Source organism: Chryseobacterium sp. 22543 (assembly GCF_052044565.1).
Taxonomy (GTDB): domain Bacteria; phylum Bacteroidota; class Bacteroidia; order Flavobacteriales; family Weeksellaceae; genus Chryseobacterium.
Map to the genome: position 1 here is coordinate 96,286 of NZ_JBQENH010000004.1, position 22,691 is coordinate 118,976.

Genomic DNA, 22,691 nt, shown 5'->3' on the forward strand with positions numbered 1-22,691 from the left:
ATGAGGTATCTAAATATTTTGGGTTGTTTTTATTTCATTTTTCTGAATCTATGCCACCAGATCATAAACCCTGTCACCGGCAGTGAACAACCGATAAGAGAAACTATAAAGTAGAGAATAATACTTGGCAATCCCATGATTTCTCCCGTATGTAAAGGTTTTGCTAAAGATGTAAACTGTTTGTTCAAAGGTTTGTCAGAAAACAGTTCTTTTGTTTTGAAAACTCCCGTTTTATCAAATGTTACTTCGTCCGGGAACATCATTCCAAGGAAGTTTTCTCTGTTGGTTTTGATAACAACATACCGCGGATTTTCTTTATTGGGGAGCTCTATACTTGTAACAGCATTGTAAGGAAGATGACGGTCTGCCAGCTTTAAAATATTATCCACAGAAGCGGAAGTAGCGTCTTTCAGGTTTTTCTTTTCGTCCTGTTTCTGAAGCATATCTTCCAGAAGTCCCCCGAAAGCATCATCTCCACTGTCTTTTTCTTTTGAAATATTATCTATTGACGATCCTCCCAGGCTTATGATGAGAGTATTCTTTACCCACGGATACGTCACATACAATCCGGTAACAGCAATAAAGAAAAGCATGAGAAATGTATAAAACCCCAGTGTATTGTGCAGATCATAATTGACCCTTTGAAATTTTGCTTTGAACATGACAGTGAGTCCCTGTTTCAAAAACTTCAGTTTCTTCGGGAGCCAAAGAATAAATCCTGAAATCAGCAGAATACAGAACATAAGAACTGAAGCTCCTATAATCTGTCTTCCTACATTTCCCATCATCAGATTTCTATGAAGATCCAGAACAACTTCAAAGAATCTACTGGAGTCAACATTGGGCTGTCCAAGAACTTCTCCTGTATATTGGTTGTAGTAAGTACTTTTATCCAAATTATTTTCACGGTAACCGACCACGTAACTTTTCCCTTTATCATCGGGAATCATCAGAGAAGTAAGTTCTTTACTATGTTTTAATAATTCCACCTGGATCAGATCAAGATTCATCGCCTTTCCTGAACCCGGACTTATGTAAACTTTATCTCTGTTGCTAAAATCGGTAATCTGATTTTTGAATGCATAGAGGCATCCGGTAAGACACATGATAAAAACAATACTGCTTGATAAAAGTCCCAGCCAGAGATGAATGATCCACATCAGGTATTTTGTAACCGATTCGTTTTTTCTTCTTTTCCTGTAAAGGCTTTTAAGTAATACTCTCATTATTTAACAGCAAAAACATTAAGACAGTTGTACCGTCTTAATGTTTTAAATTAAAATTGATATGAATAAATTAAAAAAAGTTAATACAAATTCGGGAAAGGAAGCATGAAGCTTTTGATGGAAGTTATTTAGTCTAAAAGATTACTGACCAAACTTTAATCTACATTCACCAAATTGAATACGTTTTCTTAAAAGTAGTAAGAACTTTTAGCCCAATATCATATCCATCTCCTTCTTCCTGCTTCCAGCCCTCACTGGTATCAATGTCGTTTATTTTCTTCCTTTGAACTGAACTTCTTTTACGATTTCTTCAAATTTAGTATAGTGTTCAGGACTTAGTGCTTTCTGAATAGCAGCTTTTCTCTGGGTATCAAATTTCTCCCAGTATTCTTTTGCCAGATCGTTGTTCCCATGATATACATCGTGCGCATCATTGAATGCTTTTTCAAAGGCATCATTCGCAGCATTTACTACTTTGAACTCTTCTTCGGAAAGCTGTGCTTCCGTTTTGATTCTTTCTAACAATACATTGTCATATCTTGGTCTTTTTCTGGAATTTTCATCTACAAACTTATTGAACTTTTCCATCTGAGGACCATCTAAAACGGTAGCCATTTCAATAGACTGCTGCGCTCTCAGTTCTTCATTCTTTATTCCTAAAGCTACGCGGTCCATATTACCACCCTGAGCTTTTGCTGCCTGAAAATTCTGCTCCTGAAGCTGCTGATATTTTGCAGTGATCTCGTTAAAGCTCTTTTCCTGTTCAGGAGTAAGTTTCACTTCTGTTTTAAACTGATTATAATCTATTCCTTTCTTTTTGTCTCCGGAACATGACACAGCTGCTGCGCCAAGAGCCAATGCTAAGAATATAGTTTTGATACTTTTCATAATGAATAATTTTGTTGATTAGAATTTATAGTTTACCTGTACAGCAAAGTTTCTTGGCTGAATCTGATCGATATATCCTCCTCTGAAATAAGAGCTGTATCCTACGCTATCAAAAATGTTATTAAAGAATACTCTTATTCCCATTCCATTTTTCAGTGTATATCCTGCCTGGGCATCTACGGTAGTATATTCCGGCATATCGAAAGGTTTGTCTCCAGGCTTCACACTGTTCAGGTGACCTGCTGTAAATGTTTTCTGAGTCCATTCGTCAACCGGTCTTTTTCCTACATAATAAATTCCCGCCCCTACATCAAGTCCTGATAAAGTACCTTTATTGAATTTATAATTCAGCCATCCGTTTGCTGTATGTTTAGGAGCGTTCATTGGTGCAGATCCGTTCATGTAAGCAGGACTGTCCTGATACTGAGCATCCAGATATGCCCATCCGGACATTACCTGAAGGTTTGGCAGAATTCTTCCGATAAGCTCTACTTCCACTCCTTTTCTTCTAAGGTTTCCTGCAAGGCCATACATTGTTTGTTTGTCAATTACAACAGGGTTATAATTTTCGTCAAGAATAGTGAAGGAAAGATGATCTGTTTTAATATCAAATACCGTTACATTAAATCTTAAACGCTCATTAAACCAATCTGATTTAATACCAGCTTCCCATTGTTTAGTCATTGACGGGCCTACTCTTCCACCATCTAAAAGGAAATTATTAGAAGATCTTAAAGATGTGGTTGTAGTATACGATCCAAATACATTAACATTTGGAAGTGGAGAAACAATCAATCCGAAATTAGGGTTCCATGTATCTACAGATTCATTGGCGGAACCATTGAGCCTGCTGTAACGAAGTCCCAAATGAGCTTTTACATATTTTCCAATCGTCATCACATCCTGAGCCATTGCACCGATACTTGGTGTCAATACTGCGTTTGATCTTCCCAGATTTTTATAAATGACATTTACCGGAAGTTGGTTCGGGATATTTCCGTTCACTACGTCAACAATATCAAGTGGATTAGCCGCATAGGTTGTATTTCCGATTTTTGTATTACGTGCAGTAATTAAATTCCCGGGTGCAATTGAGTTTTTGTATGCTTCAAAGGTTGTAGAAGAGGTTTCTGTTTCTCTCCAGTCAAAACCAACCTGGAATGTGTGTTTAATAAATCCGGTCTTTATCTGCTCTCCAATGAAGTCTAACTGTAATACTTTGTTGATATCTTCTCCCTGTGATTTTCCTATAGTACGCTGTCTGATATTGTAGTTGGTTTCACCAGCAGGCAATGACACGGATGAAGCTTCAGAATCTGTATTACTTACGGAATTCACGAAAGCTGCTCTCACTTTTAATTTGTCCGTAATGTTACGTACGATTGTAGTCGCAAAGTTGTAGGCTTCAGTTTTTGAATAATCAGATGTATATCCTAAAAACTTTCCTTTTGGCATGTGATATAATGCTTCAATAGTTCCTGGAGCAAGGTTTATTGTTCCTCTGTCCGGTGTTCTTTTATCATGAAGATAATCCATTTCCACATTGATTAATGTTTTATCATCCGGACGGAAAGCGACAGATGGGTTTACATAAATCCTTTCTCCCTGTACATGGCTTCTGAATGAATTATTATTTTGGTACGCTCCATTGAACCTCAAAGCTACTTTTCCCTGAGGATCCAATACTCTTTGGAAGTCTACTGTAGGTCTGTAAAAATCCCAGCTTCCATAACGGAATCCTACATTAGTCTGATCAATAAACTGAGGTCTTTTTGTTACAACATTAATCACACCTCCTGCAGATCCCAAACCATTTCCTATTCCCTGACCAATAGCAGCAGATCCTTTGATAACCTGAATACTTTCTACACCCTGCATATCAGTGATCATCCCTGCGGTACGGAAATCTGAATCCAGCTGAACTCCGTTTTTCAGTACAGGAACTCCACGATATCCTCTGATTGACATACTTTCGTTTCCTCCGCCATAGCTTGAAAATAGGGTTACCCCCGGAACGTTTTTCGCAACATCAGTGACTGTAAGCGCTCCTAATTCTTCAATTGCTTTATGGGAAATCACAGAAATACTTTGAATCTGATCTCTGGTTTTCAATGGCAATCTGGTAATTGCGTCCAACCCTTGTGGTTGTTTCTTTTTTTCACCAAACAGTTCTACTTCTTCAATTTTCTTGTGTTTAACTGAATCATTTACTTTCTGCGCATTGGCCAGAACTCCACCCAATAGCAGCAGAGAAAAGGATACTACTTTATTCATCTGATAATTTTTGGCAAAATTATTATTTTTATTAATTCTAAATAAATAAACAAGAGTGACATATGTCACCTGAAAAAGAACTATTAATATCAGATCATTAATCCTTCGAAGGGACTCTTTAAAATCCCTAAACAGAACTACTCTATCGTTAAGGTTAATCTCCTTAACACTTTTTATGAGTATAGAAAGTATAATTCAAAAAAAACAGATTTGATAATGTATCCAATATGCTTTTCAGATCAATTCAAAAAAAAACCGCTCCTAAAAAGGAACGGTTTGTATAATCATTGCAAAGTATGCATTTATCACACTTTAATTTCAACGTCTACACCTGAAGGAAGTTCTAATTTCATTAGAGCATCAACAGTTTTAGAAGAAGAAGAGTAGATATCCATTAGTCTCTTGTGAGCTGATAATTGGAACTGCTCTCTTGCTTTTTTGTTTACGTGCGGAGATCTCAACACTGTGAAGATTCTCTTATTCGTTGGCAATGGAATTGGACCGTTTACAACAGCACCAGTAGCCTTTACCGTTTTTACGATTTTCTCAGCAGACTTGTCTACCAAGTTGTAATCGTAAGATTTTAGTTTTATTCTGATTCTTTGTGACATTTCTTTAATTTAAAAATTAACCTTTTGCTTTAGCTATGATTTCTTCAGCAACGTTTTGTGGAGTAGCTTGGTACTTCTCTAATTCCATAGAAGAAGTAGCTCTTCCTGATGAAAGTGTTCTTAGAGTAGTAACATATCCAAACATTTCAGAAAGTGGAACAGAACCCTTGATTACAACAGCACCGTTTTTCTCTTCCTGACCACTGATTGTACCTCTTCTTTTGTTAAGGTCACCAATGATGTTACCCATATATTCTTCCGGAGTTACAACTTCCAGTTTCATAATAGGCTCCATAATTACTGGCTTAGCAGCACGTCCCGCTTCTTTAAATCCTAATTTAGCAGCCATTTCAAATGAAAGAGCATCAGAATCCACCGCGTGGAAAGATCCGTCTTTAAGAACAACTTTAATACCTTCAACTTCGAAACCAGCCAAAGGACCGTTCTTCATTGCAGCTTTAAAGCCTTTTTCAATTGCAGGAACAAATTCTCTAGGAACGTTACCACCTTTGATCTCATTGATGAATTCTAAACCAATTTTACCTTCTTCAGCAGGTCCTAATTCAAATACAATATCAGCAAATTTACCTTTACCACCAGATTGTTTTTTGTAAACTTCTCTGTGTTGAGCAACTTTTGTTAAGTTTTCTTTGTATTCTACCTGAGGCTGTCCTTGGTTAACTTCAACTTTGAATTCTCTCTTCATACGGTCAACAATGATATCTAAGTGAAGCTCACCCATACCAGAGATAATCGTTTGTCCAGAAGCTTCGTCAGTTCTAACCGTAAACGTAGGATCTTCTTCAGCCAATTTAGCTAAAGCGTTACCCATTTTATCCTGGTCAGCTTTAGTTTTAGGCTCAACAGCGATACCAATTACCGGATCAGGGAAAACCATCGATTCAAGAACGATTGGGTTTTTCTCGTCACACATAGTATCACCAGTTTTGATAGATTTGAATCCTACCGCTGCACCAATATCACCAGCTTCAATATATTCTACTGGGTTTTGCTTGTTAGCGTGCATCTGATAGATTCTAGAGATTCTTTCTTTATCACCTGAACGAGTGTTCAAGATATAAGAACCTGCATCCAGTCTTCCAGAGTATGCTCTGAAGAATGCTAGTCTTCCCACAAACGGGTCAGTAGCAATCTTAAATGCTAATGCAGAGAAAGGCTCATCTACAGATGGTTTTCTTGTGATTTCAGCGTCAGTTCTTGGATCAGTACCTTTAATATCATCTTTATCCAATGGAGAAGGAAGGTATTTACATACCGCATCCAACATAAACTGTACTCCTTTATTCTTGAATGAAGAACCACAAGTCATTGGGATAATAGATAAATCGATAGTAGCTTTTCTAAGAGCTTCGTTGATTTCGTCTTCAGAGATTGAATCTGGATCTTCGAAGAATTTCTCCATCAAAGTCTCATCGTAGTCAGCAACAGCTTCTACTAATTTCTCTCTATATTCTAGAACTTCAGCTTTCATGTCTTCAGGGATTGGCACTACTTCGAAAGTAGCTCCTTGTCCTGCTTCATCCCAGATGATAGCTCTGTTTTTAATTAAGTCAACAACACCTTTGAAATCTTCTTCAGCACCGATTGGTAAAACGATTGGAACGGCGTTAGATCCTAACATATCTTTAACCTGGTTTACCACGTTAAGGAAGTCAGCACCTTGTCTGTCCATTTTGTTTACGAATCCCATTCTCGCAACTTTGTAGTTGTCAGCAAGTCTCCAGTTTGTTTCAGACTGAGGCTCTACTCCGTCTACTGCAGAGAATAAGAATACCAATCCATCCAATACTCTTAAAGATCTGTTTACTTCTACAGTGAAGTCAACGTGTCCCGGTGTATCAATGATGTTGAAGTGGTAAGGCTTAGTTTCAGGTAAAGCTTTTCCTTGATCCGTTGGAAAGTTCCAAGAACAAGTGGTAGCTGCAGAAGTAATAGTAATACCTCTTTCTGCTTCCTGCTCCATCCAGTCCATTGTAGAAGCACCATCGTGAACTTCACCAATTTTGTGGTTAACCCCTGTATAGAATAGAATTCTTTCTGTAGTGGTTGTCTTACCAGCATCAATGTGAGCGGCAATACCAATATTTCTTGTAAATTTAAGATCTCTTCCCATTTCAGATTAGAATTTGAAGTGTGAGAAAGCCTTGTTAGCTTCCGCCATTTTGTGAGTATCAGATTTCTTTTTGAAAGCTGCACCTTCTTCTCTAGAAGCTGCTACAACTTCATTAGCTAATTTCAAAGCCATAGACTTATCATTTCTAGCTTTAGAATATTTGATTAACCATTTCATTGCCATAGAAATTTTTCTATCAGCTCTGATTGGCATAGGGATTTGGAAGTTAGCTCCACCTACTCTTCTAGAACGTACTTCTACGTGAGGCATTACATTTGTAAGTGCATCTTTCCAGATTTCAAGTGCAGTTTTTTCGTTATCTCCTTTTTTAGTTTCTACGATCTCTAATGCATCATAGAAAATTTTGAATGCGATTGACTTCTTACCGTCAAGCATTAAGTTGTTTACGAATCTCGTTACCAATTGATCATTAAATTTCGGATCTGGTAACAACGGTCTTTTTTTCGCTTTTGTCTTTCTCATTGCTTTTGTACCTTATTTAATGATTATTTTTTCTTTCCTTTTGCAGGAGCAGCAGCTGCTTGTCCTGGTTTAGGTCTCTTAGCTCCGTACTTAGATCTTCTCTGAGTTCTTCCATTTACACCAGCTGTGTCTAATGCACCTCTTACGATGTGGTAACGTACTCCCGGTAGGTCTTTCACCCTTCCGCCTCTAACCAATACTATCGAGTGCTCCTGTAGATTATGTCCTTCGCCCGGGATATAGGCATTCACTTCTTTACCGTTAGAAAGTCTTACCCTTGCTACTTTTCTAAGTGCAGAGTTAGGTTTCTTAGGTGTAGTTGTATATACTCTCGTACATACACCACGTCTTTGTGGACAAGAATCAAGGGCAGCCGATTTGCTCTTCTTGGCAAGCGTGGCTCTTCCTTTTCTTACTAATTGTTGAATAGTAGGCATTTAATTGCTTTTTATTTTAGGGTGCAAAAATAGTAATATTTTTTTAATCTGCAAACACTTATATAAAAATTAAAATCAAATACTTACATCAGAAATTGAACATGTTTCTCCATGACAATCAGAGAACCATAATATACATAAGGAAAAGGAACAGAAAATATAAATTTCTCAGCTGAAAAAATGAGTATTAAATAATTATGAAATTTATGTTATAAAGATAACCATCACAATTCTTCATTTAAAACAAAACCCGGAACACCTCATCTGATGTATCCAAACTATTTTAAAAAACTTTCGTATAGTTATCATCTATTAATATTCAAGGGAGTTCGGCATGATATTTCGTAAATTTGGAGTATACAAAATGATAAACACATCTATCACCTTAATGGAGCTTACAGTATACTCAACTGAAACCGGTGATTGTATCTAATCTTAAAAAAATAAATATATACATATGAAAAATGCTAGTATCATTGGCCTTAAAGAAGCCGATTGTAAAAAAATCTCAGAAAAATTAAATGTACTGTTAGCCAATTATTCTGTATTTTATCAGAATACAAGAGGTTCTCACTGGAACATCAAAGGAGAACAGTTTTTTACCCTTCATCCAAAATTTGAGGAACTGTACAACAGTCTTGTTTTAAAGATTGATGAAATTGCAGAAAGAATCCTGACATTGGGAGCTACTCCTGCACACAATTACTCAGATTATCTAAAGGTGTCAACCATTAAAGAAAGCAAAGAAGTAACTGATGGCATCAAAAGTGTTGAGCAGATTCTAAGTTCTTTCAAAGTAGTCATTGATCTGCAGAGAGAACTTTTAGATATTACGGATGAAGCAGGAGATGAAGGTACCAATTCGCAAATGAGCGATTATATTACTGAACAGGAGAAAGAAGTTTGGATGTACAATTCTTATCTTGGAAAATAACTCCATAAAATGTATTGAAATATTTCAAAAAAATCGCCTTACATTTAGGCGATTTTATTTTTTATTTTTATATTTGCGTTAAAATTACACATATCATGAACGACGTAAGACTGAACTCTATCCTAGATAATGATTTTTATAAAATAACCATGCAGAATGCAGTGGTAAAACTATTCCCAAGTTCTATTGTAAAATATGAATTTATCAACAGGGGAAAACACCACTTTCCGGAAGGATTTGATGTTGCGTTAAGGGAAGCCGTTAATAAAATGGCTGAACTGAAACTTACGAAAGACGAGAAAAAGTTCATGGCAAGAACATGTCCTTATATTGATCTTCCTTATCTGGATTTCCTGGAAGGATACCATTATGATCCTTCTGAAGTGAAAATACATCAGGAAGGAGGAGACCTTTCCGTTGTTGTAGAAGGGCTTTGGTACAGAACAATTCTCTGGGAAGTTCCTTTACTGGCCTTGATCAGTGAGCTGCATTATGAAATGAACCATATGGAAAGAGATTCCAATGAAGTGGTGATGAGCAAAACGATAGAAAAAGCAGACTCATTAGGCAGACTTGGAGTAACCTTTGCAGAATTTGGAACAAGAAGAAGACATTCTTATAAGGTACAGAACCTGGTGATGGAAGCATTAACTCAAAAAAGAGAATCAACTTTCATCGGAAGTTCAAACGTTCATTTTGCTATGAAGTATGGTGTAAAACCCATCGGAACCCATGCCCATGAATGGTTTATGTTCCATGCTGCTGAATATGGATTCAAAATGGCCAATGAAATGGCTTTGGAACATTGGGTAGATGTTTACAGAGGTGATCTTGGAGTTGCCTTGTCTGATACATATACCACGGATGTTTTCTTCCAGCAGTTTGACAAAAAATTCGCAAAACTTTTTGACGGTGTACGCCACGACAGCGGGGATGCATTAGAATTTGCAGATAAAACCATTGCCCATTATCAAAGAAATGGCATTAATCCTATGTTTAAATACATTATTTTTTCAGATGCATTAAATCTTGAAAAAGTAGAGGAAATCACCAATTACTGCAGAGGGAAAATTGGTATCTCATTCGGAATTGGGACCAACCTTACGAATGATGTTGGATTGAAACCAATGAACATCGTGATGAAGCTCATCGGTGTACAGGCTCCTAACAAAGAATGGATTCCAACAGTAAAGCTTTCTGATGAACATGGTAAATACACAGGCGATCCTAAGATGATTGAACTGGCTAAAGAGTTTTTAAGAATAAAAGATTAATATAACTTCATCAGAACTATTAGATATAACCTCGTAACCATCGAGGTTTTTTTGTATCATATCATTTTTGAAATTCAGCTCTCAGAAATCTTTAAGGTTTTTATTATATTTATCAAAATAAAACAAGATGAAATCAAGAACATTACTAACTGCATGCCTCCTCATATCAGCATTATCTTTTGCACAGGAAAAGAAAGCAGAAAAACTTAAGTACAATCAGGAATTGGCCACATCACTGGGAGCTGATAAATACGGGATGAAACCTTATACGATTGTCATGCTGACAACTGGCGATACTAAAATTGAAGACAAAGCCAAAATGAGCGAACTCATGAAAGGTCATATGGCCAATATCGGGAAACTGGCAGATGAGGGCAAAATTGTAGTTGCCGGTCCTTTCCTTGAAAAGAATAAAGAAAACTACCGTGGTATGTTTATCTTCAACACCAAGTCAAAGGAAGAAGCTGAGGAATGGGTAAAAACAGACCCTGCAGTTCAGGCTGGAGTTTTCAGTTATGAAATCTTTCCTTGGTATGGATCTGCTGCTCTACCATTGTATCTTAAACATCATGATGAAGTTTCAAAAGAAAACCCGTGATATTATCTTAAAAAGCACATTGAAAATCTTGAAGAATTAAATTTAAATTCACATTTTTGTAAAAAGACTGATTATTCAAAAGAAAAACATCGCACACTAAGAAAAAAAAGAAAGGCTTTAGCAAAAAAGAAAGTGAGGATGTAAAAATCATTAAAGATGAGTGGAAAAAAATAACTATTTCAATACTTCTTCCAACAGAACCAGATATCACCAAACTCAAAAAAAATAATACCCATGAAAATAAGACTATTCGTTTTGCTGTTTTTAGCATCAACAAAACTACTCTTCGGGCAAACTGTTCCCAAAGAATACACCGATAAAGTAAAAACGGCTGAATCACTTTACCATGCCAAGGATTTCAAAAACTCTGCCAGCAACTATTCTGAAGCATTTAAATCTAACGGCTGGAAAGCATCTCTAAATGACAGGTACAATGCAGCATGCTCTTGGGCAATGGCATCAGGGCCAGACAGTGCATTTTCCCAACTTGAAAGGATTGCAGTAAAATTCAGTAATTATAACCATATAACAACGGATACAGACCTTAGCTCTTTACATAGTGATAAACGATGGAAGCCTCTCATCGAAAAAATCAAACAGAATCAGGAGAAAGCAGAAGCAAATTTGAATAAACCCTTGGTCGCAAAGCTTGGTGACATTTATAATGAAGACCAAAAGTACAGAAAACAAATCGATGGTATTGAAAAAAAATACGGTGGAAACTCAAAAGAAATGGACGAGCACTGGCAGCTTATCAATAAAAAAGATTCACTAAATCTTATTGAGGTAAAAGCCATTCTTGATAAATATGGCTGGGTGGGTCCTGATGTTGTGGGCGGACAGGGAAGCGTTACATTATTTCTTGTTATCCAACATGCAGATCAGGCAACACAGGAAAAGTATTTACCCATGATGAGAGATGCTGTAAAAAATGGTAAAGCACAAAGCAGCAGTTTGGCCCTTCTCGAAGACAGGGTGGCCCTGAGACAAGGTAAAAGACAAATTTATGGCAGCCAGATCGGACGTGATCCTGAAACACAAGTATATTATGTATCCCCACTAGAAGATCCTGAAAATGTAGATAAAAGACGCGCAGATGTTGGACTTCCTCCATTGGCTGAGTATATAAAGAATTGGCAAATGAAATGGGATCCTGAACAATATAAAAAAGACTTACCTAAACTGGAGGCAAAAACAAAGTACAAATAAACAGAAATAACATCACAATACTATTCATAGCTAGATTTCAAATCTAATTGACATTCTTCTATTTTAAACTTATTTGCCATTTTAGAAAAATCTAACCTTCATTTTAACATTTATCATAAATTAATTCAATTATCATAGATTAATTTACTATTTTAGTTTAATATTTTTAACCCTACTTATTTAATTATAAGAGTGTTAAGAATAAATTAATTTACTAAACAAAAAAAATTAAACCATGAAAAAGAACTTAACAAAACTTTTAAGAACAGATTTGAAAGATGTATTTGGAGGAACTCTTTATCCGGCAGAATGTCCCGGAGGATGCCACGGTGAAGGCATGATCAGATGTCCTGACGGCACCACCACAATGACGAATTTTATATGCATGGGAGGAACCTGTCAACCGGCAGCAATGTGCAAACCACTGGTTCTTGAACCTTTTCCGGATCCGATTATAATCACTCCATAATCTGAACAATAAATAAAAAGAGACTGTCACAAAGACAGTCTCTTTTTTACAATTATAATTTTAATTAAAAAATATCGCTACCGATTATATAGCCATTTGTACCATTTATTTTTTTAACCGCATTATTATTAAATCTATATTTATTATAAATACCAATATTTGGAATATATCTTAAGATATTACCTTCTCTCATATATATCTTATTGGTAAAATTATCCTGTTTAAGATCATTATCAGGTGTTAAATCAGCCCCACGTTCTACTGTTGACAAATTACTTGGACTCACAGTAGCGATTTCACCACTCGTAATATTAAATAATCCATAAAGTGTCATAGGGCTCTGGATATATCTCAGTTTATTTTCAAACATAAAAAATATCTGGTTGGTAGCAGGATTTCTAACAAAATTACCATTCACAAGATTTGCAGTATTTGTATAATCCAGCCTCACCTGATTATCAATTAAATATTGATCTATATAAGATTTTAATTGAGCTTTCTTCACAGGATCTTTAACCAATTCATAAAGAGGTATCAAACCATTACTCCCAAATTCTACCAACACAGCATTAGTTGGTGTGGAACTGTTCTGCCAGCTGGAAATATTAATTTTAGGATTTGCCTGGTCAAGGTTTAGCTCTCCCACCAAACTCTTCGATGGATCTCCCCCTCTGGTTTTAAAGGATAATTTTCTAGAAAAGTTTTTACTTGATTCTGAAGTATCTATGTCATTATCAACATTGGCATCAAAAATACTCTTTACTCCAACTTTAACTCCAACTCTAGCTGCTTTTTCACGGCTTTGATTAGTGGTTTCAGATTGAAACATAACATCTAACTTAGCCCCTGTATAAATATCAATTGCAACGTGGGTTCCATAATCGTTTACAATTTGCGCAGGGCTATTGGACTGTAAATCGCTAGAAAACTCCGGTGTCAAATAATCAGATAATAAGACAGGGGTAGCATTAAATCTAAATCTTCTTTGTTTAATTAAAAGATTATAACTACCATAAATATATTTAGCATCAAATTTATTAGTAGTAGTGTTGCTAACCGCAGAACTAAAAGTAACCGAAATAAGTTTTTTAAATAAAGAGAACCCAGCTGAAGCTCCCACTTTTGTAGAGACCATTTTTGAATAAGCTTCTGCGTTTTCCCCATATTCTTCAAGATATTCCTGAGAAAATACATTATCAGTGATCAATCTACCCGCCTGTTCATTTTTAAATCTCTCAATATCAATCACCTGATATCCTGACGAGTTAGAATTAGCATATTCCCCAGTGGCATTATAACCATACCCTAAGACATCATAGATACCATCACCAGCGCTTTTAGCGAAATTTCTCCCTGAATTTTTTTTTGAGTTTTCATTTAGGTTAGGATTTTCAAGCTCATCAGTAGAGCAAGAAGCTGCAAACAGTAATATAATACTGGCAAAAAAGAAACTTAGTTTTTTCATATTTTTATTTTAAGTCTGCAAACTTAATTCTTTGCATCGAAAGCCAGAATGATATAAATCATAAATAAGGGAATTAATTAAAACAATAGGTCAATTATACTGTAATAATGTATTTCTCGATATCTTTAAACAAAAAAACATCATGAAAACTATTGAGGAAGTTCTTAAAAAGCTGGATGAAATCATTATCTGGTGCAAGGAAAATAATAGCCCTGCAGGATATTTCGCCTGTACCTATCGAATCATGACCGCACAGGTTCTGAAAGGTATTCAACAGAAAAAATTTGAAGACAACCCCAGAATGACATTACTGGACCTTGCTTTTGCACAGAGATATCTTCAGGCATGGGAAAGCTACAGCAAAGGAGAAAAATGTACCAACTCATGGTATATTGCCTTTGAAGCCAGCAAGAATAAAAACCTGTTGATTCTACAGCATATATTTTTGGGAATGAATGCACACATCAATCTGGATCTTGGTATTTCTGCAGCTTCCATAATGCCTTACCGGAAGATAAATCCTTTGAAAAAAGATTTTGAAAATATTAATAATGTCATTGCTTCCATTAATCAGAATGTTCAGGACTCTTTAAACAAAATCTGTTATCCTGTAGATCTTATTGATAAACTATCCAATGGGAAAGATAATGCTGTACTTGATTTTGCCATTTCCAAAGCAAGAGATACTTCCTGGGCAACGGCAGTCATTGCATCCAACACTCCGAATTTCTTAAGAGTATCTGTGATCGGCATTGTAGATTATGCGGCGGCTAAAGTCGCTACACAAATTCTGAACCCGAAGATCCTCACTCCTTCCCTTTTAAAAGAATTTAAAAAATGTGAAAGCAGTGATGTGGTAAAAAATATTTAGATCTTAGAATCTACAAAGAATTCTTAACTAAAAAAGGCCGGGATCTTCCTCACGGATTCCGGCCTCATAATGAACAAAATAAAAGAAACTATATTGCTTCCTTATGCTTTTTACGATAAGCATAATGGAAAATAATTGGCAGTATTGTAAATGACAGCAGCATACAGACAATCAGTCCTCCAACAATCATAATGGCTAAAGGTTTCTGAATTTCGGAACCCATCCCGTTTGACATTGCTGCCGGAAGAAGTCCCATAGATCCCATCAGAGCGATCATTACTACCGGACGGATTCTGCTTTTCACTCCCTCTGCGATAGATTCTTTGAGAGACAACCTGTTTTGCAGATTTTCTTTCATCACGCCGATCAGAACGATACCATCTATGGTTGCTACTCCGAAAAGAATGATAAAACCAATTCCCGCTGAAATTCCGAAGATGGTTCCCGTAAACCAAAGGGATAAAAATCCTCCTATAAATGCAAATGCCAGTGTAATGGAAGAAATCAGCGTATCTTTTACGTTCCCAAAGTTGAAATACAATAACATCAGAATAAGAACTAAAGAAATCGGTACTACCATTGCCAGCTGTTTTGCTGCTCTTTCTTTGCTTTCAAATTCTCCTGCCCAGGTCATTTTATGATTTTTCGGAAGTTTTACTTCTTTATCTACTTTAGCTTTGGCTTCTTTAATGGTACTTCCAAGGTCACGACCTTCAATATTGAATCCAACTCCGATATATCTGCTGTTTCCTTCACGGTAAATAAATGACGGTCCGGTATGATAATCAATTGTTGCAATTTCTTTCAACGGTACTTTCTTATTATCCTGAGTCGGGATGAGAATATTTCCCATTTTTTCCGGCGTATCCCTGTAATCTTTTTCAAACCTAAGCATTACGTCAAACATTCTTTCTTCTTCATAAAACTTGGTAGCGGCCTGTCCTCCGATTGTCATTTCAATCACGGCCTGCGCATCTGCTGTGGAAACTCCATATTTTGCCATTTTGGAATCATGAAGCTGTATTCTCAATTCCGGTAATCCAATATTTTTAAAAACATTGACATCAGATATTCCCGGAACTGTTCTGATAGAGTTTGCAACTTTATTGGCATAATTTTCAAGTTCAAAAAGATCATTCCCGAAAATCTTAATTACCAGCGGAGCTTTTACTCCTGCTACATATTCTTCCACATTATCCTGAATAGGCTGGCTGAATCCGAAATTGATTCCCGGATATTTTTCAAGGGAAACTCTCATTTCTTCAAGAAGTTCTTCTTTGGATATTTTTTTCTTCCATTCATTCTCCGGTTTTAGCTGAATATTAAATTCGATATTAAAGAAACCTGTGGGATCAGTACCATCGTTCGGGCGGCCTGTTTGGGTCATGACAAATTTCACTTCATCATATTTCATAAGAATTCCTTTCATCTCTTTCGTTAGCCGTACCGATTCATCCAGATTGACACTGTTTGGAAGCGTTGCTCTTACATAGATTGCGCCTTCATTCAGCTTGGGTAAAAATTCAGATCCATAATTGGAGAATCTCCATCCACAGACAGCAAGTAAAGCAACAAATCCAATGATGAATCCTTTTTTATAACGGTCGCTGAATTCGTAAATTCTATAGATATTCACTCTGAAGAATCTTGAGATAAAGTTTTCTTTCTCTTCAATATTTTTCGTTAACAAAAGCTTACACATTGCCGGAACATAAGTCAAGCTTAAAATCAAAGATCCCAATAATGCATATCCCAATGTAAATGCTAATGGAGAGAACATTTTTCCTTCCACTTTCTGGAAAGAGAAGATCGGCATCAGAGCAACAATAAGAATCAATAGGGCGAAGAAAATATAACTTGCTACACTTCCTGCACTTTTCTTAATAATACCAAGTTTTGAAATTTTATTGAATCTCTTCAGTCCTATCTTCTTAGCTTTAAGTTCGAGAGCAACAAAGACATGTTCAACAATGACGAGCGTTCCTTCCAGCAGAAGTCCGAAGTCCAAAGCTCCCATGGAAATCAGGTTGGCAGGCAATCCCTGAATTTTCAACATAATAATGGCAAATAAGAAAGCCAAAGGAATTACTGATGCTACAATAAAGGTTGTTCTCCAGTTGTAAAGGAATATAAATACGATGATAGAAACCAGAATAACTCCTTCAATAAGGTTTTTGGAAACGGTATGAACTGTCGTATTTACCAATTCTGTACGGTCAATGATCGGAACAATCTGAACATCACCGGGAAGTTCTCCCCCATTCAGTTCTTCTATCCTGTCTTTCAGTCTTGCAATAACTTCACTTGGGTTTTCACCTCTAAGCATGATCACAATTCCTTCTACAACATCATTTTCTTTGTTATATCCTACCTGACCTAATCTTGGCTTTGCTGAAATTTTCACTTCAGCCACATGCTTTACCAGAATAGGCGTAGATCCTTTTACTTCGATCTGAATATTCTCAATATCTTCTTTTTTCTCTAAAAGACCAATCCCCCGCACTACATAAGCCTGATCTCCTTTTGCCACTACATCTCCTCCTACATTAATATTACTCTTGGAAACCGCTTCATACACATCCAGGGGGGAAAGGTCATAATTGTGTAATTCCGTAGGATTAATTTTTATTTCATATGTTTTTTCTTCTCCACCAAAGCTTACCACATCAGCAACACCAGGAACTGCCAGTAATTCTCTTTCCACCACCCAGTCCTGAATGGCTGTCACTTCTTTGATGGGAAGTTTGCTTTTGATAATATATCTGTAAATTTCACCTGTAGCACCAGAGGGAGGTTCAATACTGTATTCTGCTCCAGTGGGAAGCTCTACATTTCCGAGTTTATTGGAAGCATATTGCTGGGCATAAAAATCATTGACATGATCATCAAAAATAACCGTCACCACAGACAATCCAAATAAGGAAATAGAACGCACCGAAGTTTTGTTCGGAATCGCATTCATTTCTTTGGAAATAGGAAGTGTGACAAATTTTTCTATTTCTTCAGCACTTCTTCCAGGCCACTGGGTAATAACTCTTACTCTGGTATTGGTAACATCCGGAAATGCTTCAATAGGAGTATGCATATAGGAATAGATTCCTCCGGCCAGCAAAAGAAAAGTTCCCAAAAGAACAATCAATGAGTTTTTTAAAGAGAAGGATACAATATTCTGTACAAATTTTCGCATTACTTCGTGGAATTATTTAATTGGTTTTTCAGGTTTTCATAAATCAGCAGTCCGTTGGAAGCAATAATATTTTCACCTGGTTTTAAATTGCCTTCTACATAGATATACTGGCTATTGGAAGCAATCTCCGCAACCGGTCTTATTTCTAGCTCACAGTCTTTTTTGTAAACCACAACATAGCTTTGGTTATTATCAAAGATTAAAGCTTTCGCAGGAATAGCCAATGCACTTTTGTTTTGTGAATTCACTGGTAACACAACATCCGCAGACATTCCCGGTCTTAGCTTCATTCCATTATTATCCATAATGATTTTAGCCTTGAGTACCCTTTCGTTTTCATTGAAAACCTGAGAGATATTATCAATCTTTCCGGAGAAACTGTCGTCCGGATAAGCAAGAGTCTTTACCACTACCGGCTGATCTACATAAACATGTCTCATATTGGTTGCATACACGTTGGCCATTACCCACACTTTATCCAGATTCGAAATCGTAAAAAGCTGATCTCCTCCTGTTGTAACCGGCATTCCTTTGGAAACATTCTTTGAAATAACATATCCATCCGCAGGTGCTTTTATCTGAATGGTATTTCCTCCTGCGGAATAAAGCTGCATATTTTTCTGTGTCTTGGAAATATTGGATTGTAAGATGGCCACTTCTGATTTTGCTTCCTGTAAATCTTTCTGAGAAGCAATATCATCTTTATACATGGCCTCTACAGAAGACAGCTTTCTTTTCGCTACTGCAAGCTGAGCCTGTAATGTTTGGGTATCATCCTGCATTTCGTTGACAGCTGTACTTTTTATACTGGCCAGAGTTTGTCCTTTTTTTACATAATCTCCAAGGGAAAAATAAGTATCTATCACTACTCCGTCTACAAGACTTACAAAAGGAACCGTTTTATCCGAGTTACTCTCCACTTCTCCGGTGAGCGTAATACTTTCTTCTATAGGAAGCATTTCTGCTTTAACGAGTTTAATACCTTTTTTCAGCTCTTTACTGATGCAGTACCTTTTTTCAGCTTCTTTATTTTCTTCTTTTCCGGCACAGCCTGTAAAAATAATGAAGGCAGACAGGTAAGCCGCAGCAATGTATTTGGTAATATTTTTGTTCATATCTTATAAGTCTTGTCCTACAACATACTGCAGGTTTTCGTAGTATTGATTAAGTTCTTTTTTGGTATCCAGTATGATCATTTTGTTCCCTATGTAGGTATCCAGAAAATCCATATACTCCAACATGCTGATATTTCTCAGTCTGAAATTTTTCTCATGGCTTACCAGTAATCCATCCAATATGGATTCATAATTTTCATCGATCTCTTCTGAAACCTTTTGTGTACGGATATAGTTTCTAAAAACAGAGACAATTTCATTCTCTGATCTCAGCATATTCTTGCGGGTCTCAAGTTTACTTTTCTCAATTTCAAGCCTCGCTTCCTGAATATTCCCTTTGTTACGGTCGAAAATGGGCAGATCCATAGAAACACCCAATCCTATAAAGTCTTTCATAATATTTCCGCCACGGTCGTATCCAACAGAAACAGCAACATCCGGCGTTTTCATAGCATTTTGAATTTCGAGATTTTTGGCGGCGTGTTTCTCCTTATTTTTTGAAATCATGATGTCAGGACGGTTTTCTTTCGCTTTTTCCATCCATTGGGCCACCTCCAGTTCTGAAAGTTGCTTTTCAGGCATCACAAATGAATCTGAAATCACCAGATACGTTTGAGAAGGCAGCATCAATAAAGCCTTCAGCTCTACCTGCTGCTCTTCGATTTCCTGTTTTAATGAAATCAGTTTTTTCTTGAATTCAATTTCCTGTGCTTTCAGACGGACATATTCAGCTTTACTGATATTCCCAAGAGTTAATTGATTGTTATAGGATTTTGTTAATTTCTCAATAGAAGCAATCTGTCCCTGATAGATTTTCTGCTGTTCCTGATTGTAAAGAATTTCGGTGATGGTATTTCTGAGTGTTTTCTTAAGCTCACGCAACACTTCCTGCAGTTCGTACTTCTCTCCTTCCACTTCTATTTTCTGCAGTTCAATATTTTTCCGTCTTTTACCCGCAGTCTGAATCACCTGTTCTATCTCAGCAGAAATCTGAGTATTTTTTCCCCAGTTTCCGATAAGCGCAGGCTGTTCTTCAATATCATAGGTTCTCCATAGATTCACTTCGCTGATACTTAATTTGGGATTAGGCCAGTATTTAGCCTGAACAGCTCTTGCTTCGGCTTGTGAAATTTCAAGCTTCTGTGCAATAAGGTCGAGGTTTTTAGCCAGAAAAATAGTCTCAGCTTCCTTTCTTCCAATTTTCAGAGTATCTGAAATCTGTGCTGAAAAGAAACTGAAACAATGAATATAAAATAGTGTAAAAAATAGCTTCTTCAAGGTCTCTTATTTTAAGACTACAAAGCTATTTGTCTAATATTAGAGGGAATTTTAAACAGAATTAAAATACGGTTAGTTCAACATTAGAGTTTGATTAGAACTTTTCTAAAACACGGATAATTTCACAAATACCACGATTATGAGTGAGCGGGAAATATAAGAGTAACCGATGTGCCTTTATTGACAACAGAATCAATTTTCATTGCAATATGATGGTGGTCGAAGATACTTTTCGAAAGGGATAAACCAATTCCACTGCCTTTTACGGTATCTACATTTCTACCTCTGTAGAAGGTCTCAGCTATTTTCATAAGATCATCTGACGGAATTCCTCTCCCTTCATCTCTTACCTCAATATATAACTGATTATTTTTCTCTGATAATACAACCACTACCGGTTTATCATAGGAATACTTGATTGCATTTTCAACGATATTATACAGTGCTAAATATAGTAGAGTTTCGTTTCCCGGAAATTCCAGCAAAGCAGGTTTTGCGACCTGAAGCTGTATTTTAATGGATGAATTGTTTTCTTTTCCTTTCGGTTCTAATTTCTCGTAGATTTTCCAGATCAGTTCATCCACTCTCATTTGTTGATGAGAGGCTTCAAGTTTGGTCATTCCGGACATCAGCAAAAGATTGTTGAGAATATTTTCAATCTCGTATACGTTTTCCAATGATTCTTTCGCTACTTCTCTATACTCTTCCGGAGTTCTGTCTTTTTGGGCAAAGACTTCCAGATTTCCGGAGATTGCAGCCAAAGGAGTTTTAAATTCGTGAGAAACGTAATTGATAAAGTTCTGCTGTAAGAGAACATTTTCCGAAATTCTACCAAATAGTTTATTATATGATTTTATAAGATCTTCAATCTCATCATTAGTATTCATAGAAGTAATTGCCGTAGAAATATTATTATAATCTACTTTATTAATACGCTCTACAACATTGGAAATAGGTTTATAAACCACTTTTGAAAGATACCGGCTCAGAAAATAAATTGCCAGCAAACCAATAACCAATACAGAAAGCATAATAATGGCAAGTCTCAATATCTGTGATTGAAAAGAATCGTTTGATGATTTTACAAAAACAACAAAGTCTCCCTGATTGTCCGGATAAAAAATCCCATAGTAGAATTGATTATCAGACATAAACTGTACTCCTTTATTATTCCGTACAGCCTGCAAATCGGAAAGCTTTATATTCTTATCGTTCACATTATGGCCAAAAGTAACTTCGTTATTCTGATTGTAGACCGCCACCCTGTTATTCTGGATAAGATGATTGTATTCTTTTTTTATTTGGGCATGTCTATCTTTTGGAAGCTCATCTTTTTCAAGATAATAAATGGCAGAAATAAGAGCTGTATTTCTAAGCTTTTCAAAATAAAAAATTTTAGTACTGTCATAATAGGCAAAAAATATCACCGCAGATGTAATGATAGAAACAATGCCAAATGAAAGGCTTGAAATAAGGGTAAATCTGTTTCTGAGAGTCATTTTCAGTCTTTGATCAAATATCCTGTTCCTTTTACTGTATGAATAATTTTTTGTTCTGTTTCATCAATCTTGTTACGGACATAGGAAATATAAACATCTACCACATTCGTTGTATTATCAAAATCAATTCCCCATACCTTATGTAAAATCTGGGTTCTGCTCAGCACCTTATTTTTATTCTCCATCAGGAAAGTAAAAAGCTTGTATTCTGTAGGCGAAAATTCTATTTCCTTATCGTTCTGCGTTACTTTGTGAAGATCTGTATCAATGACGATATTTCCACATGACAAATATTGATCTTCTTTCTGATAGCTTAGTTTATTCCTTCTGGTTAAAGCTTTAATTCTTGAAATCAGTTCTTCGAAATGAAAAGGTTTCGATAAATAATCATCAGCGCCCATATCCAGCATTTTGATCTTATCATCCGGGCTGTTCAATGCACTTAAAACAAGAATCGGAGTATAGTTTCCTTTAAATCTAATAATTTGTGTAAGCTGCATCCCATCCAATCCTGGAAGCATGATGTCCATTAAAATAAGATCAAAATCATAGGTATGAAGAAGTTCACGCGCTTTTTCCCCGGAATCTGCAAGAGTGAGATTGTACCCAGCCTCAGAAAGGCCTTTAATCAGGAAATTGCTGATTCTTTGATCATCTTCTACCAACAAAATATTCATAATTCTCTGAAATTTCCTATAAATATAGGTATTCTTATTAAGAAAGAAAGCGGGAAGAAAGA

The 22,691-nt window shown here is 36.3% G+C and carries 19 protein-coding genes; 6 read left to right on the top strand and 13 right to left on the bottom strand.

All coding sequences use genetic code 11. The annotated features are described in order from the left end of the window. Positions 1-29: 29 nt before the first annotated feature. From ACTJIP_RS14935 to rpsL, 7 genes are all read right to left on the bottom strand, one after another. On the bottom strand, positions 30-1,226 hold the full coding sequence (locus tag ACTJIP_RS14935) for a PepSY-associated TM helix domain-containing protein (RefSeq protein WP_440704791.1): 1,197 nt from the start codon (positions 1,224-1,226) through the stop codon (positions 30-32). 270 nt (positions 1,227-1,496) lie between these two features. Beyond that, entirely contained in the window at positions 1,497-2,114 is a 618-nt protein-coding gene (locus tag ACTJIP_RS14940) for a hypothetical protein (RefSeq protein WP_077413583.1), read from the bottom strand. Between the two features lie 18 nt (positions 2,115-2,132). Then, positions 2,133-4,388 (bottom strand): TonB-dependent siderophore receptor, encoded by a 2,256-nt coding sequence (locus tag ACTJIP_RS14945; protein WP_077413582.1) that lies wholly within the window; start codon positions 4,386-4,388, stop codon positions 2,133-2,135. 305 nt (positions 4,389-4,693) lie between these two features. Then, positions 4,694-4,999: a 30S ribosomal protein S10 gene (gene rpsJ / locus ACTJIP_RS14950; RefSeq protein ID WP_002661363.1), complete on the bottom strand. Its 306-nt coding sequence runs from the start codon at positions 4,997-4,999 to the stop codon at positions 4,694-4,696. Positions 5,000-5,015: 16 nt separating this feature from the next. Then, positions 5,016-7,133 (bottom strand): elongation factor G, encoded by a 2,118-nt coding sequence (gene fusA / locus ACTJIP_RS14955; protein WP_077413581.1) that lies wholly within the window; start codon positions 7,131-7,133, stop codon positions 5,016-5,018. 6 nt (positions 7,134-7,139) lie between these two features. After that, positions 7,140-7,616 (bottom strand): 30S ribosomal protein S7, encoded by a 477-nt coding sequence (gene rpsG / locus ACTJIP_RS14960; protein ID WP_034694654.1) that lies wholly within the window; start codon positions 7,614-7,616, stop codon positions 7,140-7,142. Between the two features lie 23 nt (positions 7,617-7,639). Then, on the bottom strand, positions 7,640-8,053 hold the full coding sequence (gene rpsL / locus ACTJIP_RS14965; protein ID WP_002983146.1) for a 30S ribosomal protein S12: 414 nt from the start codon (positions 8,051-8,053) through the stop codon (positions 7,640-7,642). A 457-nt stretch (positions 8,054-8,510) separates the two neighbouring features. Here rpsL and ACTJIP_RS14970 point away from each other — a divergent pair, with 457 nt between their 5' ends. The 5 genes from ACTJIP_RS14970 (at position 8,511) to ACTJIP_RS14990 (ending at position 12,537) form a co-directional block, all read left to right on the top strand. Continuing rightward, positions 8,511-8,987: a Dps family protein gene (locus ACTJIP_RS14970; RefSeq protein WP_077413580.1), complete on the top strand. Its 477-nt coding sequence runs from the start codon at positions 8,511-8,513 to the stop codon at positions 8,985-8,987. A 95-nt stretch (positions 8,988-9,082) separates the two neighbouring features. Then, positions 9,083-10,261 carry a nicotinate phosphoribosyltransferase gene (pncB, locus tag ACTJIP_RS14975; protein ID WP_077413579.1) on the top strand — a complete coding sequence of 393 codons (1,179 nt, stop codon included), beginning with the start codon at positions 9,083-9,085 and terminating at the stop codon, positions 10,259-10,261. 127 nt (positions 10,262-10,388) lie between these two features. Continuing rightward, on the top strand, positions 10,389-10,859 hold the full coding sequence (locus ACTJIP_RS14980) for a YciI family protein (protein WP_077413578.1): 471 nt from the start codon (positions 10,389-10,391) through the stop codon (positions 10,857-10,859). 234 nt (positions 10,860-11,093) lie between these two features. Further along, positions 11,094-12,068: a DUF6624 domain-containing protein gene (locus tag ACTJIP_RS14985; RefSeq protein WP_180565043.1), complete on the top strand. Its 975-nt coding sequence runs from the start codon at positions 11,094-11,096 to the stop codon at positions 12,066-12,068. A 235-nt stretch (positions 12,069-12,303) separates the two neighbouring features. Beyond that, complete coding sequence (locus ACTJIP_RS14990) at positions 12,304-12,537, top strand: hypothetical protein (protein WP_077413577.1); 234 nt, start codon at positions 12,304-12,306, stop codon at positions 12,535-12,537. A 64-nt stretch (positions 12,538-12,601) separates the two neighbouring features. On the opposite strand, the gene ACTJIP_RS14995 is transcribed toward ACTJIP_RS14990, so the two are convergent. Further along, positions 12,602-14,002, bottom strand: a complete 1,401-nt coding sequence (locus tag ACTJIP_RS14995) for an MAC/perforin domain-containing protein (RefSeq protein WP_077413576.1) — start codon at positions 14,000-14,002, stop codon at positions 12,602-12,604. 142 nt (positions 14,003-14,144) lie between these two features. Here ACTJIP_RS14995 and ACTJIP_RS15000 point away from each other — a divergent pair, with 142 nt between their 5' ends. Then, positions 14,145-14,873 (top strand): DUF5995 family protein, encoded by a 729-nt coding sequence (locus ACTJIP_RS15000; protein WP_440704792.1) that lies wholly within the window; start codon positions 14,145-14,147, stop codon positions 14,871-14,873. An 88-nt stretch (positions 14,874-14,961) separates the two neighbouring features. On the opposite strand, the gene ACTJIP_RS15005 is transcribed toward ACTJIP_RS15000, so the two are convergent. The 5 genes from ACTJIP_RS15005 to ACTJIP_RS15025 all read right to left on the bottom strand — a co-directional run bounded on the left by ACTJIP_RS15005 (position 14,962) and on the right by ACTJIP_RS15025 (position 22,629). Beyond that, positions 14,962-18,060: an efflux RND transporter permease subunit gene (locus tag ACTJIP_RS15005; protein ID WP_077413574.1), complete on the bottom strand. Its 3,099-nt coding sequence runs from the start codon at positions 18,058-18,060 to the stop codon at positions 14,962-14,964. Then, positions 18,060-19,175 (bottom strand): efflux RND transporter periplasmic adaptor subunit, encoded by a 1,116-nt coding sequence (locus ACTJIP_RS15010; RefSeq protein ID WP_180565042.1) that lies wholly within the window; start codon positions 19,173-19,175, stop codon positions 18,060-18,062. The genes ACTJIP_RS15005 and ACTJIP_RS15010 overlap by 1 nt, the downstream gene beginning before the upstream one ends. Before the next feature lie 3 nt (positions 19,176-19,178). Next, positions 19,179-20,453 (bottom strand): TolC family protein, encoded by a 1,275-nt coding sequence (locus ACTJIP_RS15015; protein ID WP_180565041.1) that lies wholly within the window; start codon positions 20,451-20,453, stop codon positions 19,179-19,181. A 137-nt stretch (positions 20,454-20,590) separates the two neighbouring features. Then, on the bottom strand, positions 20,591-21,952 hold the full coding sequence (locus ACTJIP_RS15020; protein ID WP_180565040.1) for a sensor histidine kinase: 1,362 nt from the start codon (positions 21,950-21,952) through the stop codon (positions 20,591-20,593). Positions 21,953-21,954: 2 nt separating this feature from the next. Then, positions 21,955-22,629 carry a response regulator transcription factor gene (locus ACTJIP_RS15025; protein WP_077413690.1) on the bottom strand — a complete coding sequence of 225 codons (675 nt, stop codon included), beginning with the start codon at positions 22,627-22,629 and terminating at the stop codon, positions 21,955-21,957. Positions 22,630-22,691: the final 62 nt, after the last annotated feature.